Source organism: Micromonospora sp. RP3T (genome assembly GCF_003027925.1).
In the GTDB taxonomy this organism is placed as follows: domain Bacteria; phylum Actinomycetota; class Actinomycetes; order Mycobacteriales; family Micromonosporaceae; genus Micromonospora.
This window is the reverse complement of the sequence record NZ_PYPS01000001.1, coordinates 105,380-122,441: the sequence shown is the minus strand read 5'-3', so window position 1 is coordinate 122,441 and position 17,062 is coordinate 105,380. Positions and strand designations below refer to the sequence as shown.

Sequence of the window (17,062 nt, the reverse complement as noted above, 5' to 3'; positions counted from 1 at the left end):
GAGGTCGATCACGCCAGCCACCCCGCCTGTACCGCCAGGAACGCCGCCACCACGAGCAGCGCGCCGGTCAGGATCGAGGTCGCGTACGACCGCACGAAGCCGGTCTGGAGCCGCCGGAGCCGGCCGGAGCCCCCGCCCACCGCGGCGGCCAGGCCGTTGACCAGCCCGTCGACGCCCCGGTTGTCGAGGAAGACGAGCGCCCGGGTGAGGAAGATGCCCGGCTTCTCGAAGACCGCCTCGTTGACGGTGTCCGTGTAGAGGTTCTTGCGGGCGGCGGTGACCAGCACGCCGGCCGGCTGCGGCTCGGTGGCCGTGCCGTTGCGGAACAGGAACCAGGCCAGCCCGGCACCGAGCACGGTGATCAGGATGGAGAGGATGGTGATCACGGTGTGCGAGAGCACGCCGTGCGCCTCGCCACCCGCCTCCTCGCCGAGCACCGGGGTCAGCCAGGACACCACGCTGTCGTTCAGCGTCATCAGACCACCGGCCACCACCGAGCCGGCGGCGAGCAGGATCAGCGGGATCGTCATGAGCTTCGGCGACTCGTGCGGGTGCTCGATGTCCTCGGTCCACCGCTTCGGGCCGTGGAACGTGAGCACGAAGAGCCGGGTCATGTAGAACGCGGTGAGCCCGGCGCCGAGCAGCGCGGCCATGCCGAACAGCCAGGCCGTCCAGCCCTCCCGCTCGAACGCGGACGCGATGATCGGCTCCTTGGAGAAGTAGCCGGAGAGCGGCGGGATGCCGATGATGGCCAGCCAGCCCATCATGAACGTCAGCCAGGTGACCTTCATGTACTTCGACAGGCCGCCGAAGCGGCGGATGTCCACCTGGTCGTTCATCCCGTGCATGACGGAGCCGGCGCCGAGGAACATGTTGGCCTTGAAGAAGCCGTGCGCCAGCAGGTGGATGATGGCCAGCGCGTACGCGCCGCCACCCAGGCCGACGCCGAGGAACATGTAGCCGATCTGGCTGACCGTGGACCAGGCCAGCACCCGCTTGATGTCGTCCTTCGCCGCGCCGATGACGCAACCCATCAGCAGCGTGAGCGCACCGACGCTGACCACCACGAGCTGGAGCGTCTCGTTCGCCGAGAAGATCGGGTTGGAGCGGGCGATCAGGTAGACGCCGGCGGTGACCATGGTGGCGGCGTGGATGAGCGCGGAGACCGGGGTCGGGCCCTCCATCGCGTCCGGCAGCCACGCCTGGAGCGGGAACTGGCCGGACTTGCCGGCCGCGCCGAGGAGCAGCAGCAGGCCGAGCACGAGCACGGTGGTGGAGGTCAGCGAGCCGACCCCGTTGAACACCTCGTCGTACTGAGTGGTGCCGAGCATGGCGAACATGACGAAGATGCCGATGGCCAGGCCGGCGTCGCCGACCCGGTTCATCAGGAACGCCTTCTTGCCGGCGGTGGCCGCGCTCGGCCGGCCGTACCAGAAGGAGATCAGCAGGTACGACGCCAGGCCGACGCCCTCCCAGCCGAAGTAGAGCATCACGTAGTTGTTGCCGAGCACCAGCAGCAGCATCGCGGCGACGAACAGGTTGAAGTACCCGAAGAACCGTCGCCGGCCCTCGTCGTGCGCCATGTACTCCACGGCGTAGAGGTGGATCAGGAAGCCCACCCCGGTGATCAGCAGCACGAACACCGCGGCCAGCGGGTCGAAGAGCAGACCGAAGTCCACCTTCAGGTCGCCGACCGTGATGAACTGCCAGAGGCTTGACTGGACCTGCTTGTTCTCCAGGCCTCGGAGCTGGAAGAAGTAGGTCAGGCCGAGCACGAACGCGGCGCCGATGGCCGCCACGCCCAGCCAGTGGCCCCAGCGGTCCGCCCGCTTGCCGAGCAGCAGCAGGACCGCCGCGCTGACCAGCGGGATCGCCACCAGCAGCCAGACACTGCCCAGCAGCCCATCCGCCGTAGCGAATTCCACAGTCTGTTCCACGACTGGCCCCTCAGTACTTCAGCAGGTTGGCGTCGTCGACGCTGGCCGAGCGCCGGGTCCGGAAGATCGCCATGATGATCGCGAGCCCGACCACGACCTCGGCCGCCGCCACCACCATCACGAAGAACGCCATGATCTGGCCGTTCAGGTCACCGTTGATCCGGCTGAACGTGACCAGGGTCAGGTTGGCCGCGTTGAGCATCAGTTCGACGCACATGAACAGCACGATCGCGTTGCGCCGGACCAGCACGCCCACGGCGCCGATGGTGAACAGCACCGCCGCGAGGATCAGGTAGTAGTCCGGCGTCATTTGTCAGTGCCCTTCAGTGCGGTCTCCTCCGACGTCATGTCGCGCACCGGCATGATCTCCGGGATGCCACGGTCGGTCAGCCGGCCGTCCGGCAGGCGGGCCGGCGTGGCCACCGAGGAGGAGGTGGCGAAGACGCCCGGGCCGGGCTTCGGGCCGGGGTAGTTACCGGGCCGGAACCGCGCCTTCATGGTGGCGACCTGGTCCATCCGGTCCTCCTTGCGCCGCTCCACGTGCGCCAGCACCATCGCGCCCACCGCGGCGGTGATCAGCAGCGCCGAGGTCAGCTCGAAGGCGAAGACGTACTTGGTGAACAGCAGCCGGGCGATGCCCTGCACGTTGCCCTCGGCGTTCGCCTGGTCGAGCCCGACCGCCTGCACGCCGTCGAGCGCGCGGTAGAGACCGGTGCCGACCAGGCCGGCGAAGCCGAGCCCGAGCACCACCGCGGCGACCCGCTGGCCGCGCAACGTCTCGATCAGCGAGTCGGACGCGTCCCGGCCGACGAGCATCAGCACGAACAGGAAGAGCATCATGATCGCGCCGGTGTAGACGATGATCTGCACCATGCCGATGAACGGGCCGGCCTGGAGCACGTAGAACACGCCCAGGCAGAGCATGGTCAGCACCAGCCAGAGCGCGGAGTGCACCGCGTTGCGGGCCCACACCATGCCGAGCGCCCCGATCAGGGCCAGCGGGGCGAGGATCCAGAACGTGACCTCCTCACCCCCGGTCACGTCGCCCGCCGCGGCGAGCACCGTAGAAGTGGTCATACCCCTGCTCCCTTGCCCGCCTCGGACCGCTGCGCGGCCTGCTCGGCGCCGGGGAAGGTCACGCCGGGGTGCTCCTCCACCTGGTACCGGCCGGGGCCCATCGACGAGTGCTCGGCACCGGCCGAGGTGCCCGGATTCTCCAGCGCACCGACGTAGTAGTCCTTCTCGCTGTCGCCCAGCCGCATCGGGTGCGGCGGCTGCTCCATGCCTTCGAGCAGCGGCGCGAGCAGCTGCTCCTTCGTGAAGATCAGGTCCTGCCGGTTGTCCCGGGCCAGCTCGTACTCGTTGCTCATGGTGAGTGAACGGGTCGGGCAGGCCTCGATGCAGAGCCCGCAGAAGATGCACCGGGCGTAGTTGATCTGGTAGTTGCTGGCGTACCGCTCACCCGGGGAGAAACGCTGCTCCTCGGTGTTGTCGCCACCCTCCACGTAGATCGCGTCGGCCGGGCAGGCCCAGGCGCACAGCTCGCAGCCGATGCACTTCTCCAGCCCGTCCGGGTGCCGGTTGAGGATGTGCCGCCCGTGGTAGCGCGGCGCCGAGACCGGCGGCTTGAACGGGTAGTCGGTGGTGACGACCTTCTTGAACATGTGCGAGAAGGTGACCCCGAAGCCCTTGAACGTTCCGGTGATCGCGCCCACGTCACACCTCCCTGGACTCGGAGCCGGCGACGACGTTGGCCGGCTCCCGCTCGGCGACCACGCGCTTGGTACGCGGGCTCGGCGGAACCTGAAGATCCATCGGTGGCAGCGGGAAGCTGCCGTACGGCCGGCTGTCCACCTGCTCCTGGGGCGACGGCTTCGGCTGCTTCTTCCGGCTCGGCCAGAAGAGCGTGGCCAGCAGCAGCACGCCCGCGCCGATGGCGGTGACGAGCAACCGGTCCCGGGTCTGCCAGTCCTCGATCGAGCGGAGCCCGGCGAGCACCAGGATCCAGACCAGGTTGATCGGCAGCAGCACCTTCCAACCGAAGCGCATGAACTGGTCGTACCGGAGCCGGGGCAGCGTGCCGCGCAGCCAGACGAACACGAAGACCAGCAGGATCACCTTGCCGAAGAACCACAGCATCGGCCACCAACCCTCGTTGGCGCCCGACCACAGCGTGATCGGCCAGGGGGCCCGCCAGCCGCCGAGGAACAGCGTCGTGGTGACCGCGGACATGGTCACCATGGCGACGTACTCGGAGAGCATGAACAGCGCGAACTTCAGCGAGCTGTACTCCGTCATGAAGCCCGCGACCAGCTCCGACTCCGCCTCCGGCAGGTCGAACGGGGCCCGGTTGGTCTCGCCGACCATGGCGATGAAGAAGATGATGAAGCTGGGCAGCAGCAGGATCGCGTACCAGCCCGGGGTGGGCAGGTCGAAGCCACCGATGCTGAGCTGCGTGCCGTCGGCCTGCTTGGCGACGATCCCGCTGGTCGACATCGTGCCGGCGGTCATGAAGACCGCCACGATGCTCAGCCCCATGGCGACCTCGTACGAGATCATCTGGGCGCTGGAGCGGAGACCGCCGAGCAGCGGGTACGTCGAGCCGGAGGCCCAGCCACCGAGCACGATCCCGTAGACGCCCATCGAGGAGCAGGCCAGGATCACCAGCACCGCCACCGACACGTCGGTGACCTGGAGCGGCGTCCAGTGGCCGAAGATGCTCACCTTCGGGCCGAACGGGATCACCGACAGCGCGGTGACCGCGGAGATCACCGAGATGGTCGGCGCGAAGAAGAAGACCACCTTGTCGGCGGCGCGCGGGAGGATGTCCTCCTTGAACGCCATCTTCAGGCCGTCCGCGAGCGTCTGGAGCAGGCCGAACGGGCCGACCTGGTTCGGGCCGGGTCGCACCGCCATCCGGCCGACCACCCGCCGCTCGAACCAGACGCCGAGCAGCGTGGCCAGCAGGCCGAACGCGAACGCGAAGACGATCTTCCCGAGGACCAGCCACCATGGGTCCTTGCCGAAGTCGGCCAGCGTCGGGTCCTGCGCCGCGAGGTAGACCGCGTTCACTGGTGTGCACCCCCTGCGTTGAGGAGCGGACCCGGCCGTGCGGCGGCATCCGCGGCGACGGGCGCCGCGGTCACCTTGACGACGTGACCGGACGTCGCGCCGAGGCTGCGCCGCACGGTCGAACCGGGTGAGTTGGTCGGCAACCAGACGACACCGTCCGGCATCTCGGTGATCGCCGCCGGCAGGGTGACCGCGCCGCGGTCGGTGCCGACCGTGACCGGGTCGCCGTCGGCCACGCCGAGCGTCTCGGCGGTGCCCTTGCCCAGCCGGACGACCGGCAGGCGGGCGGTGCCGGCGAGGTGCTCGTCGCCGTCGGTGAGGCTGCCCAGGTCGAGCAGTTGGTGCCAGGTCGCCAGCACGGCCTCGCCCGGTCCGGGCTGCGGCACGGCGGCCGGCTCGACCGAGGGGGCGGACGGCCGCTCGGTGCGGGTCCGGGGCAGCGCGCCCAGCTCGCGGCGCACGCTCAGCACGTCGCCGGTGCCGAGCCGCACGTCGAGCTGCGCGGCGATCGCGTCCAACACCCGGCCGTCGGTCATCGCGCCGGTGTCCAGCACCCGCTCGAAGGTCCGCAGCCGGCCCTCCCAGTCCAGGAAGCTGCCGGCCTTCTCGACCACCGGGGCGACCGGGAAGACCACGTCGGCCCGGCGGGCCACCGCGCTCATCCGCAGTTCCAGGCTGACCAGGAACGGCACCGCGTCCAGGGCCGCCTCGGCCCGGCGCGGATCGGCCAGGTCGGCCGGGTCGACGCCGGCCACCACCAGCGCGCCGAGCTTGCCGTCGGCCGCCGCGGCGAGGATGCCGTCGGTGTCGCGGCCCGCCTGGCTCGGGATCACCCCGGCCGGCAGGTCCCACGTCTCGCCCAGCTCCGCGCGGGCGGCCGGCTCGGTGACCACCCGTCCGCCGGGCAGCAGGTTCGGCAGGCAGCCCGCGTCGACCGCGCCGCGGTCACCCGCGCGCCGCGGCACCCAGGCCAGCCGGGCGCCGGTACGCCGGGCCACGTCCGCCGCCGCCGACAGGCCGCCGGGCACCGCGCCCAGCCGCTCGCCGACGATCAGGATCGCGCCCGGCTGCCCCAGCGCCTCGGCCACCGTGGCGTGCTCGGCCAGCACGCTGGCCTCCTCGCCCGGCACCACCCGGGCCAGCTTGGCCCCGAGCTTCTCCAGGCCGCGGGTCGCGAACGGCGCGATCGCGTACACGGTGAGCGTCTTCTTCAGGTACGCCTTGCGCAGCCGCAGGAAGAGGATCGGGCACTCCTCCTCCGGCTCCAGGCCGACCAGCACCACGGCGGGCGCGTTCTCCACGTCCGCGTAGGTCACGTCGGTGACCCCGGCGACGTTGCTGGCCAGGAAGTCGGCCTCCTCGCGGGAGACCGGACGGGCCCGGAAGTCGATGTCGTTGGTGTGCAACGCGACCCGGGCGAACTTGGCGTACGCGTAGGCGTCCTCGACGGTGAGCCGGCCGCCGGTGAGCACCGCCGTGCCGGTCGCGTCGTCGCGGGCCGCGCGCAGCCCCTCGGCGGCCCGGGTGAACGCCTCGCTCCAGGACGCCTCGCGCAGCTCACCGGTCTTCTCGTCGCGCACCAGCGGGGTGGTGAGGCGGTCGAACGCGCGGGCGTACTGGAAGCCCCAGCGACCCTTGTCGCAGTTCCACTCCTCGTTCACCGCCGGGTCGTCGCCGGCCAGCCGGCGCAGCACCTTGCCCCGCCGCCAGTCGGTGCGCTGCGCGCAGCCGGCCGAGCAGTGCTCGCAGACGCTGGGCGAGGAGACCAGGTCGAACGGGCGGGAGCGGAAGCGGTACTGCGAGCCGGTCAGCGCGCCCACCGGGCAGATCTGCACGGTGTTGCCGGAGAAGTAGGAGTTGAAGGGGACGTCTCCCTCGTCGCCCTCCTCACCGTACGCGTCGTCCCGGTAGATGTTGATCTCCTCGTGCGAGGAGCGGCCCATCAGGTCGATGAACTTGTCGCCGGCGATCTCCTCGGAGAATCGGGTGCACCGCTGGCAGAGCACGCAGCGCTCGCGGTCGAGCAGCACCTGGGTGCTGATCGGCAGCGGCTTCGGGTACTCCCGCTTGTGCTCGTGGAAGCGCGAGTCCGTCCGGCCGGTGGACATCGCCTGGTTCTGGAGCGGGCACTCGCCGCCCTTGTCGCACATCGGGCAGTCCAGCGGGTGGTTCAGGAGCAGCAGCTCCATCACCCCCTCCTGGGCCTTCTTCGCGACCGGCGAGGTGAGCTGGGTCCGCACCACCATGCCGTCGGCGACGGTCTGGGTGCAGGAGGCGACCGGCTTGCGCTGGCCCTCCACCTCCACCAGGCACTGCCGGCAGGCGCCGGCCGGGGCCAGCAGCGGGTGGTCGCAGAAGCGCGGGATCTCGGTGCCCAACTGCTCGGCGACCCGGATCAGCAGCGCCCCCTTCGGCGCGGTGACCTCGACGCCGTCGATGGTCAGCGTGACGGTCTCGGTCTGCTTGGCTACGTCCGTCATCAGTGCGCCCCTACCAGGGTCTTCTCCGACAGCTTCGGTGCGGTACGTCCCTCGATGTAGTCGAGGTAGTCCTGCTTGAAGTACTTCAGCGACGAGGTCACCGAGCTGGTCGCGCCGTCACCCAGACCGCAGAACGAACGGCCGAGGATGTTGTCGCAGGTGTCGAGCAGGGTGTCCAGGTCCTCGTGGGTGCCCTGGCCGGCCAGGATGCGCCGGTAGACCCGGACCATCCAGTAGTTGCCCTCCCGGCACGGGGTGCACTTGCCGCACGACTCGTGGTGGTAGAACTCCAGCCACCGGTAGGTCGCGTACACCGGGCAGTCCTGGTCCGAGAAGATCTGGGTGGCCGTGGTGCCCAGGATCGAGCCGGCCGCCGCCACCCCCTCGAAGTCCAGCGGCACGTCCAGGTGCTCGGCGGTCAGCAGCGGCGTCGACGAGCCGCCCGGGGTCCAGAACTTCAGCTCGTGCCCGGGCTGCATGCCGCCGGCCAGCTCGATCAGCTCGCGCAGCGTGATGCCCATCGACGCCTCGTACTGGCCGGGGTTGGCGATCCGGCCGGAGAGCGAGTAGATCATCGGGCCGGACGACTTCTCCGTGCCCATGGTCTTCCACCACTCCGCGCCGCCCAGCACGATGTACGGCACGCTGGCGATGGTGCCGACGTTGTTGACCACGGTCGGGCTGGCGTACAGGCCGTGGGTCGCCGGGAACGGCGGGCGCAGCCGGGGCTGGCCCCGGAAGCCCTCCAGCGAGTCCAGCAGCGCGGTCTCCTCACCGCAGATGTACGCCCCGGCGCCGGAGTGCACCACCAGGTCCAGGTCGAAGCCCGAGCCGAGGACGTTCCGGCCGAGGTAGCCCTTGGCGTACGCCTCGGCGACCGCGCTGCGCAGCCGGCGGGCGGCGTGCACGGCCTCGCCGCGGATGTAGATGTAGGCCCGGTTGGCCCGGATCGCGTACGAGGCGATGATGACGCCCTCGACCAGCGAGTGCGGGTCGTGGGTCATCAGCGGCAGGTCCTTGCAGGTGCCCGGCTCGCCCTCGTCGGCGTTCACCACCAGGTAGTGCGGCTTCCCGTCGCCCTGCGGGATGAAGCCCCACTTGAGCCCGGTCGGGAAGCCCGCGCCGCCCCGGCCGCGCAGCCCGGAGTCCTTGATGAGCTGGATCAGGTCGTCCGGGTGCGCCTTGAGCGCCTTGCGCAGGGCGGCGTAGCCGTCCAGCTTCTCGTAGGTGCCGAGCCGCCAGGCGTCCGGCGACAGCCAGCGCTTGGTGAGCACCGGCGTGAGCTTGGCCAGCGTCTCCGGCCGAGGAGTGGTCACTTCCGGACCCCCGTTCCGCTCGCGTCCGCCGGGTCGGCGCCGTCGGCGTCCGTACCGGCTTCGGCGTCCTTGAGGTTGCGCTCCTGGGCGCCGGCCGCGTCGCCGGCGGGCTTGCCGTCACCGGCCGGCGGGTTCGCCGCCGCGCCGGCCGCCTCCGCCGCCCGCGCGTCGCGGGGCGCCGGGGCCGGGCCGTCCGTCGGGACCTTGGTGCCGGGCGCGTCCGCGACCGGGGTCCGCGCGTCCGGCTGCCGGGTCTCGGCGGTGCGCACCTGCGGCGACTTGTCGTCCGGCGCCTTCACGTCCGGCGCGGTGGTGCCGCTGGCCGCCGCCGGCGTCGCCGGCTCGGCCGCGCCCGCGTTGCCCGGGGTGTCGGCCTTCGCCGTGGTGTCGGCCTTCGCCGGCTCGACTGCCTTGGCCGGCGCGGGGGCCGGCTTCCCGGCCTCGGCCTTCGCCTTCGCCTCGGCGGCGGCCCGGTCGGCCTCGGCCTTGCTGCGGATCGGCGTCCTCGGGTCGAAGCCCGGCACCGAGATGCCGTGCTGCTCGGCCAGGCGCAGGCCGCGCAGGCTCGGCTCGCCCGGCCCGCCGTCGGCCACCGCGCCGTCCCGCTCGTCGGCGAAGCCGGCGAGCTGGACCGCCATCTCCTTGAGCGTGCAGAGCCGCGCGCCCCGGGTCGGCATCGGCCGGCCGCCGGCCTGCAACTCCTGCACCACGCCGAGCGCGCCCTGCGGCTCCACGTTGTCGAAGAAGTCGTAGTTGACGGTCATCACCGGGCCGTAGTCGCACGCCGCCAGGCACTCGGCGTGCTCCAGGGTGATCTTCCCGTCGGCGGTGGTCTCCTCGTGCCCGACGCCCAGGTGCTCGGCGAGCGTGTCGTACACCGCCTGGCCGCCCAGCACGTCGCACATCGTGTTGGTGCAGACGCTGACCAGGTAGTCACCGGTCGGCTTGCGCTTGTACATGGTGTAGAAGGTGGCGACGGCGCCGACCTGGGCCTTGTTCAGCCCGAGCACCTCGGCGCAGAACTCGACGCCGGCCGGGGAGACGTACCCCTCCTCGGACTGCACCAGGTGCAGCAGCGGCAGCAGCGCCGAACGGGACCGGTCCGCCGGGTACCGGGCGATGATCTCCCGCGCCCGCAGCCGGGTCTCTTCGGTAAACGTGGTGCTCATCGGTCACAACCACCCATCACGGGGTCCAGCGAGGCGCCACCGGCGATCACGTCGGCGATCAGGCCGCCCTCGGCCATCGCCGGGAGGGCCTGGAGGTTGACGAAGCTCGGCTCCCGGTAGTGCACCCGGTACGGCCGGGTGCCGCCGTCGGAGACCGCGTGCACGCCCAGCTCGCCGCGGGGCGACTCGATGCCGACGTAGACCTGGCCGGGCGGGACCCGGAAGCCCTCGGTGACGAGCTTGAAGTGGTGGATCAGCGACTCCATCGACTGACCCATGATCTTGGCGACGTGCTCCAGCGAGTTGCCCATGCCGTCGACGCCGATGGCGAGCTGCGCCGGCCAGGCGATCTTCTTGTCGGCGACCATCACCGGGCCCGGCTTCAACCGGTCCAGCGCCTGCTCGACCAGCTTCAGCGACTCCCGGATCTCGGCCAGCCGGACCAGGTAGCGGCCCCACACGTCGCCGTCGGTGTGGGTCGGCACGTCGAACTCGTACGTCTCGTACCCGCAGTACGGCATGGTCTTGCGCAGGTCCCAGGCGAGCCCCGCCGAGCGGAGCACCGGGCCGGTGATGCCGAGCGCCACGCAGGCGGTCACGTCGAGCACCGCGACGTTAGTGGTGCGCTCGATCCAGATCGGCTGCCCGGAGAGCAGGTTCTCGTACTCCTTGAGCTTCTTCGGCATCAGCACCAGGAAGTCGCGGATCTTGCGGATCGCATCGTCCGGCACGTCCTGCGCCACCCCGCCCGGCCGCACGTACGCGTGGTTCATCCGCAGGCCGGTGATGGTCTCGAAGATGTCGAGGATGTACTCCCGCTCGCGGAAGCCGTACAACATCATGTTGATCGCGCCCAGCTCCATGCCGGTGGTGGCCAGCCAGACCAGGTGCGAGGAGATCCGGTTCAGCTCCATCATCAGCACCCGGATGGTGGTGGCCCGCTCGGTGACGTCGTCGGTGACGCCGAGCAGCTTCTCCACCGCGAGCGCGTACGCCGTCTCGTTGAAGATCGGCGAGAGGTAGTCCATCCGGGTCACGAACGTCGAGCCCTGGACCCAGTTGCGGTACTCCAGGTTCTTCTCGATGCCGGTGTGCAGGTAGCCGACGACGGAGCGGGCCTCGCGGACCGTCTCGCCCTCCAGCTCCAGGATCAGCCGGAGCACGCCGTGCGTGGACGGGTGCTGCGGACCCATGTTGACGACGATCCGCTCGTCGTTGATCGGGTCGGTGCCGGAGACCACCTGGTCCCAGTCCCCACCGGTGACGGTGAAGACCTTGCCCTCGGTGGTCTCGCGCTCGGTCGCGTAGTTCGACGTGGTCACTGGTAGGACCTCCTACGGTCCGGCGGGGGAATTTCCGCACCCTTGTACTCGACGGGTATGCCGCCGAGCGGGTAGTCCTTGCGCTGCGGGTGCCCCTCCCAGTCGTCCGGCATCAGGATCCGGGTCAGGTTGGGGTGGCCGTCGAAGACGATGCCGAACATGTCGTACGCCTCCCGCTCCTGCCAGTCGGCGGTCGGGTAGACGGCGGTGACGCTCGGCAGGTGCGGCTCCTCGACGGAGACCGCGGCCTCCAGCCGGACCTGCCGCCGGTAGGTCATCGAGGTGAGCTGGTAGACCACGTGCAGCCGGCGCGCGTCGGCGCCCAGGTAGTCCACCCCGGACACCGAGGAGAGCAGCTCGAAGCGCAGCGACAGGTCGTCGCGCATCACCTGGCAGACCTCGGCGATCCGCTCCGGGCGGACGTGCAGGGTCAGCTCGCCCCGGTCGACCACCACCTTCTCGATCGCGTCACCGAAGGCCGGGTACGCCTCCTCCAGCGCGTCCCGCACCTCGTCGAAGTAGCTCCCGTACGGGCGGGCGGCCTCCTCGATCGGCTTGCGCTGGCGGACCAGGCCGCCGTAGCCGGAGACGTCACCGGTGCCCTGGTTGCCGAACATGCCCCGCCCGGCCGGGCTGGCCGGCGGGTACTCCGCCGGCGCGGTGCCGCTGGCCCCGGCGGGAGTGGTCGGCACCGGCACCCCGCCGTCGTTGTTCCTGTCGTTCGGCGAGGTCATTTCGGGCCTCCCTGCGTCTGGAGGTGGTTCTGCGCCTTCATCCAGTTCTCGATCCGCAACTGCTCCTCGCGCCCCTCGCGGACCGCCTTCGTCCACTCGGCACGCCGGGCCTTGTCGTTGCGGTACGACGACGGCATCGAGCCGTACGGCACGACCGGCACGTCACCGCGCTCCTTGCGGGCCTCCAGCATCTTGCGGCCGTTCGGGCCCAGCGGCTCGTACATGATCTTCTCGCGCAGCTTCAGCACCGCGTCGATGAGCATCTCCGGCCGGGGCGGGCAGCCGGGAAGGTACATGTCGACCGGAACGACGTGGTCGACGCCCTGCACGATGGCGTAGTTGTTGAACATGCCGCCGCTGCTGGCGCAGACGCCCATCGAGATGACCCAGCGGGGCTCGGCCATCTGGTCGTAGATCTGCCGCAGCACCGGGGCCATCTTCTGACTGACCCGGCCGGCCACGATCATCAGGTCCGCCTGCCGGGGCGAGGCGCGGAAGACCTCCATGCCCCACCGGCCCATGTCGTAGTGCGGGCCACCGGCGGCCATCATCTCGATGGCGCAGCAGGCCAGACCGAAGGTGGCGCCCCAGACGGACGACTTCCGCGACCAGTTCACCAGCTTCTCGACGCTGGTGAGCAGGACGCCGGAGGGAAGCTTCTCCTCGATGCCCATCTGCTACCTCCTCAGTCCCAGTCCAGCCCGCCGCGCCGCCAGACGTAGGCGTAGGCGACGAAGACCGCGACGATGAACATGACCATCTCCACGAAGCCGAAGATCGGCAGGGCGTCGAAGGAGACCGCCCAGGGGTAGAGGAAGATGATCTCGATGTCGAAGACGATGAAGAGCATCGCCGTCAGGTAGAACTTGATCGGGAACCGGCCGCCGCCGACCGGCTGCGGGCTCGGCTCGATGCCACACTCGTACGCCTCGAGCTTGGCCTTGTTCAGACGCCGGGGGCCGGCGAATCGGGCAGCGGCCACGGAGAACAGCGCGAACCCCGCGGCGAGGGCGAACAGCCCGATGATGGGTGCATAAGGAGAGAGCGTCATCGTTGTCCCCTGCTCGTCCTTCCCTGACCTCGGTGGTTGGCCAAAATCACACTATTCACGTCCCTGACGACAGCGGTCGGCGGGGGTCGATCTCTCCGCTCCGTGGTCGGTCGACCGCGGGCCGGTGGTCTCGTCACACGGCCGGGGCCACCTTCGTCATGGCGTTGATGACCCGGTCCATCGCGTCCCCGCCGCGCGGGTCGGTCAGGTTCGCCAGCAGCTTCAGCACGAAGCGCATCAACAGCGGGTGCGGCATGCCGTGCTTGGTGGCCATCCGCATCACCTCGGGCCGACCGATCAGCTTCACGAAGATCCCGCCGAGCCGGTAGTAGCCGCCGAAGCGGGCCTTCAGCTCCTGCGGGTACGCCATCAGCGCCCGTTCCCGCTCCGCGCCGGCCGGACGGGCGAGCGCCTGCACGGCGACCTCGGCGGCCAGCTCACCGGACTCCATCGCGTACGCGATGCCCTCGCCGTTGAACGGGTTGACCATGCCGCCGGAGTCGCCGACCAGCAGCACGCCGCGGCTGTAGTGCGGGACCCGGTTGAAGCCCATCGGCAGCGCGGCGCCGAGGATCGGCCCGTCCGCGTTGGTCTCGTCGGTCATCCCCCAGTCCTCAGGGGTGTTGGCCAACCAGTCGGTGAGCAGCCGGCGGTAGTTCGTCCTGCCGAACGCCGTGGAGGAGTTGAGCACACCGAGGCCGACGTTCACCCGGCCGTCGCCGAGGCCGAAGATCCAGCCGTAGCCGGGCAGCAACGCGTCGTTGCCCTTGGCGCGCAGCTCCAGCCAGGACTCCAGGTAGTCGTCGTCGTGCTTGGCGGGTGAACGGTAGTAGCGGCGGACCGCCACCCCGATCGGCCGGTCCTCCCGCTTGGCCATGCCGAGCGCGAGCGGGAACCGGCCGGAGACGCCGTCCGCGGCGACCACCAGCGGCGCGTGGAAGGTGGCCGGCTCCTTGTCGGGGCCGACCTCGGCCTGCACGCCGGTCACCCGGTCGTCGGCGTCGAGCACCGGGGCGAGGACGTTGACGCCGGTGCGCAGCTTCGCGCCGGCGGTGACGGCCCGCTGGGCGAGCAGGTCGTCGAAGTCGAGCCGGGTCCGGACCAGGCCGTAGTTGGGGAAGCTGGCCAGGTCGGGCCAGTCCAGCTCCAGGCGTACCCCGCCGCCGATCACCCGCAGGCCCTTGTTGTGCAGCCAGCCGGCCTCGGGCGAGGTGTCCACGCCCATCCGGACGAGCTGCCGTACGGCACGGGGCGTGAGCCCGTCACCGCAGACCTTCTCCCGGGGGAACTCCGTCTTCTCCAGCAGCAGCACGCGTACGCCGTGCCGCGCCAGGTGGTATGCCGTGGCCGATCCTCCGGGACCGGCGCCCACGACGATGACGTCGGCGTCGTTCTCCACCGCGGTCATCCGCGCCTCCTCCCGCATGCTCGTGAAATGCTTCACAAGCCGATCGGGTTGGAGTCTATGACCGGCGTTACACCTGTATGCGCTGAGGGGGGCCTAACTTCCGCAGGAACCCGCCGGTGAGCGCGCGCAGATCGGTCATGGGCGGGCCGGCGCGGTCGGTCCCAACCCGGCGTCGAGCCGGATCGTCTCGGGTAGGTGGTCGCGCAGCGCGCCCCCGGCCGCGCGGTCCAGCGCCGCCAGCACCTCGGCGACCACCTGACGGACCTCGGTGGGATCCGCGCCGGCCAGCTCCCTGAGCTGGGCGATCAGTTCGGCGGCGTCGTCGTCGGTGGCGGCGGCGTGGTCGGGTCCCGTCATGGGCGCGAGCCTACGACGGGAATCAGGCTCAAGCCGGACATTCACGAAATGCCCCGCTGAGAGCCAGGGCGATCAGTTCCGGACGGCCCGGTGCAGCGCGACGACACCGCCGGTCAGGTTCCGCCACGCCACCCGACCCCAGCCGGCCGCGCCGACGCGCGCCGCCAGCGCCGCCTGATCCGGCCAGGCCCGGATCGACTCGGCGAGATAGACGTAGGCGTCGGGGTTGCTGGAGACCGCGCGCGCCACCGTCGGCAACGACCGCATCAGGTACGACAGGTAGACCGTGCGGAACGCCGGGTTGACCGGGGTGGAGAACTCGCAGACCACCAGCCGCCCACCCGGCCGGGTCACCCGGGCCAGTTCGCGCAGGGCGGCGTCGGTGTCGTTCACGTTGCGCAACGCGAAGGAGATGGTCACCGCGTCGAAGGTGGCGTCCGCGAACGGCAGCCGCAGCGCGTCGCCGGCCAGCAACGGCACCGCCGGGCGGGTCCGCTTGCCGGCGTGCAGCATGCCCAGCGACAGGTCCGCGCCGACCGCGTACGCCCCGGAGTGGGCCAGCTCCTCGGTCGAGACGCCGGTGCCGGCGCCCACGTCCAGCACCCGCTCGCCGGGGCGCAACCCGAGCGCCGCCCGGGTGGCCCGCCGCCAGGGCCGGTCCTGCCCGAAGGAGAGCACGGTGTTGGTCAGGTCGTAGCGGGCCGCCACGCCGTCGAACATGGCGGCGACCTCGTGCGGCTGCTTCTCCAGGCTGGCGCGTCGGCCCTGCGGGGTACGGCTCACCCCTCCACTCTGCCAGCCGCGACGACCCGGGTACGGCGCGGGGGCGAGGTGGTCGCCCACCCCGCCCCCGCCGTGTCCGGAGCGTCCGGCTCAGTCCCCGGTGCGCTCGTCGGTCGGGGCGACCAGAACCACCTTGCGACGGCGGGACAGCACCACCAGCGCCGCGCCGGCGGCGAGCACCAGCGCGCCGATGCCGCCGATCAGGCCGACCTGCATACCGGTCACCGGCAGGCCGCCGTCACCGGAGCCGCCGCCGCTGCCGCCACCCGTGGTCGGGGTCGGAGTCGGGGTCGGGACCGCGGTCGCGCCGCCGCTCGGGCTCGGCTCGGCGGTCGGGGTGCCGGTCGGCGTCGGGGTCGGGGTCGGCTGCCCGTTCGGGTCCACGAAGACGTCGAACTGGGCGGTGTTGTCGACGTCGTCGACCTCGGAGAAGGCCCGGCGCTGCGCCGAGCTGGCGACGCGCGGCTCCTCCTCGGGCTCGCCGGACGCGGAGTCCAGGCCGGCGGCGAAGACGAAGCCGGGCCGGAGCAGCTTCTCGGTCACGTCCGCGCCGACCTTCACCCGCACGCCGGCGGTGTAGAACTGGCCCGGCTTCAGCACCGCGCCCCGGTCCTCGCAGTACGCCTGCGCGAAGCCGCCCAGGTCCTGCTCGACGCAGCCCTCGGGCAGCTCGGCGAAGGTGACGCCGGCCGGCAACGTGATGCCGTACGCGACGCCGGTGGCCTTCCGGCTGCCGTCGTTGAAGACGGCCCAGTCGAGCGGCGCGGTCTCGCCCGGCCGGACCGGACGCAGGTTCGCCTCGCCGGCATCGTCGCCGTCGACCTGCACGTCGGCGTACACGTCCTGCACCCAGGTGGTGAGGTCGTAGCCGGGGGCGGTCACGGTGATGTCGTGCTCGACCGAGTTGTTCTCCAGGTCGGGGTCGGCGGTGGCCGCGCTGATGGAGACCTTCAGCGTGCCGGCCGCACCCTTGCCGCCGGTGGAGAACAGCGGGATGCCGAAGTCCTCGGTGGTACCCGCGGCGAGGTCGCCGAGCAGGCAGGTGAAGGAGGTGCCGGTCACCTCGCAGCCCTCCGGGACCAACACGCCGACCTTGCGGTCCTTCAGGCCCTTCGTCTCCACCGTGACCCGGACGCCCTTCGCGTCGACGGCGCCGGTGGTGTTGTCCACCTGGAACTTGAACGGCTTGGCCCGGGCCTCGTCGACGCCCTTGGCGAGCTGGTAGCTGAGCGGGACGAGCTGAAGGTCGGCCTCGTCGGCGGCGTGCGCCGGGCCGGCGGCGGCGAGGCCGGCGGTGGAGAGCAGCGCCACCACACCGGCACGCGCCAGAGTGGATCGGTATCGGAAAGTCATGGTTCCCCCGGGGGTAGGGACGTGCCGATCAGGCACGGAACGAACGGACGGTACCGGAGCGACGCGGCGCGGCGCCAGCG

Annotated in this window: 16 protein-coding genes; all 16 read right to left on the bottom strand. The window is 71.0% G+C overall.

Annotation, left to right across the window (positions count from 1 at the left end):
• Positions 1 to 8: 8 nt before the first annotated feature.
• Positions 9 to 1,937, bottom strand: coding sequence for an NADH-quinone oxidoreductase subunit L (gene nuoL, locus C8054_RS00590; RefSeq protein WP_107154679.1), 1,929 nt, complete (start codon positions 1,935 to 1,937; stop codon positions 9 to 11).
• 10 nt (positions 1,938 to 1,947) lie between these two features.
• Positions 1,948 to 2,247 carry an NADH-quinone oxidoreductase subunit NuoK gene (gene nuoK, locus C8054_RS00585; RefSeq protein ID WP_089154544.1) on the bottom strand — a complete coding sequence of 100 codons (300 nt, stop codon included), beginning with the start codon at positions 2,245 to 2,247 and terminating at the stop codon, positions 1,948 to 1,950.
• Positions 2,244 to 3,014, bottom strand: coding sequence for an NADH-quinone oxidoreductase subunit J (locus tag C8054_RS00580; protein WP_107154678.1), 771 nt, complete (start codon positions 3,012 to 3,014; stop codon positions 2,244 to 2,246). Before C8054_RS00580 ends, nuoK begins: the two co-directional genes overlap by 4 nt.
• Positions 3,011 to 3,652: an NADH-quinone oxidoreductase subunit NuoI gene (gene nuoI, locus C8054_RS00575; protein ID WP_107154677.1), complete on the bottom strand. Its 642-nt coding sequence runs from the start codon at positions 3,650 to 3,652 to the stop codon at positions 3,011 to 3,013. The genes C8054_RS00580 and nuoI overlap by 4 nt, the downstream gene beginning before the upstream one ends.
• A 1-nt stretch (position 3,653) precedes the next feature.
• On the bottom strand, positions 3,654 to 5,009 hold the full coding sequence (nuoH, locus tag C8054_RS00570; RefSeq protein WP_107154676.1) for an NADH-quinone oxidoreductase subunit NuoH: 1,356 nt from the start codon (positions 5,007 to 5,009) through the stop codon (positions 3,654 to 3,656).
• The gene (locus C8054_RS00565) at positions 5,006 to 7,489 is read right to left on the bottom strand and encodes an NADH-quinone oxidoreductase subunit G (RefSeq protein WP_107154675.1); all 2,484 of its coding nucleotides are present in this window, start codon (positions 7,487 to 7,489) and stop codon (positions 5,006 to 5,008) included. Before C8054_RS00565 ends, nuoH begins: the two co-directional genes overlap by 4 nt.
• Positions 7,489 to 8,805 (bottom strand): NADH-quinone oxidoreductase subunit NuoF, encoded by a 1,317-nt coding sequence (gene nuoF, locus C8054_RS00560; RefSeq protein WP_107154674.1) that lies wholly within the window; start codon positions 8,803 to 8,805, stop codon positions 7,489 to 7,491. Before nuoF ends, C8054_RS00565 begins: the two co-directional genes overlap by 1 nt.
• A complete protein-coding gene (gene nuoE / locus C8054_RS00555) occupies positions 8,802 to 9,974 on the bottom strand; it encodes an NADH-quinone oxidoreductase subunit NuoE (RefSeq protein ID WP_107154673.1) in 1,173 nt (390 codons plus the stop codon). The genes nuoF and nuoE overlap by 4 nt, the downstream gene beginning before the upstream one ends.
• A complete protein-coding gene (locus C8054_RS00550) occupies positions 9,971 to 11,296 on the bottom strand; it encodes an NADH-quinone oxidoreductase subunit D (protein WP_107154672.1) in 1,326 nt (441 codons plus the stop codon). Before C8054_RS00550 ends, nuoE begins: the two co-directional genes overlap by 4 nt.
• Positions 11,293 to 12,030: an NADH-quinone oxidoreductase subunit C gene (locus C8054_RS00545; RefSeq protein ID WP_107154671.1), complete on the bottom strand. Its 738-nt coding sequence runs from the start codon at positions 12,028 to 12,030 to the stop codon at positions 11,293 to 11,295. Before C8054_RS00545 ends, C8054_RS00550 begins: the two co-directional genes overlap by 4 nt.
• On the bottom strand, positions 12,027 to 12,704 hold the full coding sequence (locus C8054_RS00540) for an NADH-quinone oxidoreductase subunit B family protein (protein WP_091062855.1): 678 nt from the start codon (positions 12,702 to 12,704) through the stop codon (positions 12,027 to 12,029). The genes C8054_RS00545 and C8054_RS00540 overlap by 4 nt, the downstream gene beginning before the upstream one ends.
• Positions 12,705 to 12,715: 11 nt before the next feature.
• A complete protein-coding gene (locus tag C8054_RS00535; RefSeq protein ID WP_089154551.1) occupies positions 12,716 to 13,081 on the bottom strand; it encodes an NADH-quinone oxidoreductase subunit A in 366 nt (121 codons plus the stop codon).
• A gap of 133 nt (positions 13,082 to 13,214) precedes the next feature.
• Positions 13,215 to 14,489 carry a geranylgeranyl reductase family protein gene (locus tag C8054_RS00530; protein ID WP_107154670.1) on the bottom strand — a complete coding sequence of 425 codons (1,275 nt, stop codon included), beginning with the start codon at positions 14,487 to 14,489 and terminating at the stop codon, positions 13,215 to 13,217.
• 135 nt (positions 14,490 to 14,624) lie between these two features.
• Complete coding sequence (locus C8054_RS00525) at positions 14,625 to 14,846, bottom strand: hypothetical protein (RefSeq protein ID WP_107154669.1); 222 nt, start codon at positions 14,844 to 14,846, stop codon at positions 14,625 to 14,627.
• Between the two features lie 72 nt (positions 14,847 to 14,918).
• A complete protein-coding gene (locus tag C8054_RS00520) occupies positions 14,919 to 15,629 on the bottom strand; it encodes a demethylmenaquinone methyltransferase (RefSeq protein WP_107154668.1) in 711 nt (236 codons plus the stop codon).
• Positions 15,630 to 15,719: 90 nt separating this feature from the next.
• The gene (locus tag C8054_RS00515; protein WP_107154667.1) at positions 15,720 to 16,982 is read right to left on the bottom strand and encodes a cell wall anchor protein; all 1,263 of its coding nucleotides are present in this window, start codon (positions 16,980 to 16,982) and stop codon (positions 15,720 to 15,722) included.
• Between the last annotated feature and the right edge of the window lie 80 nt (positions 16,983 to 17,062).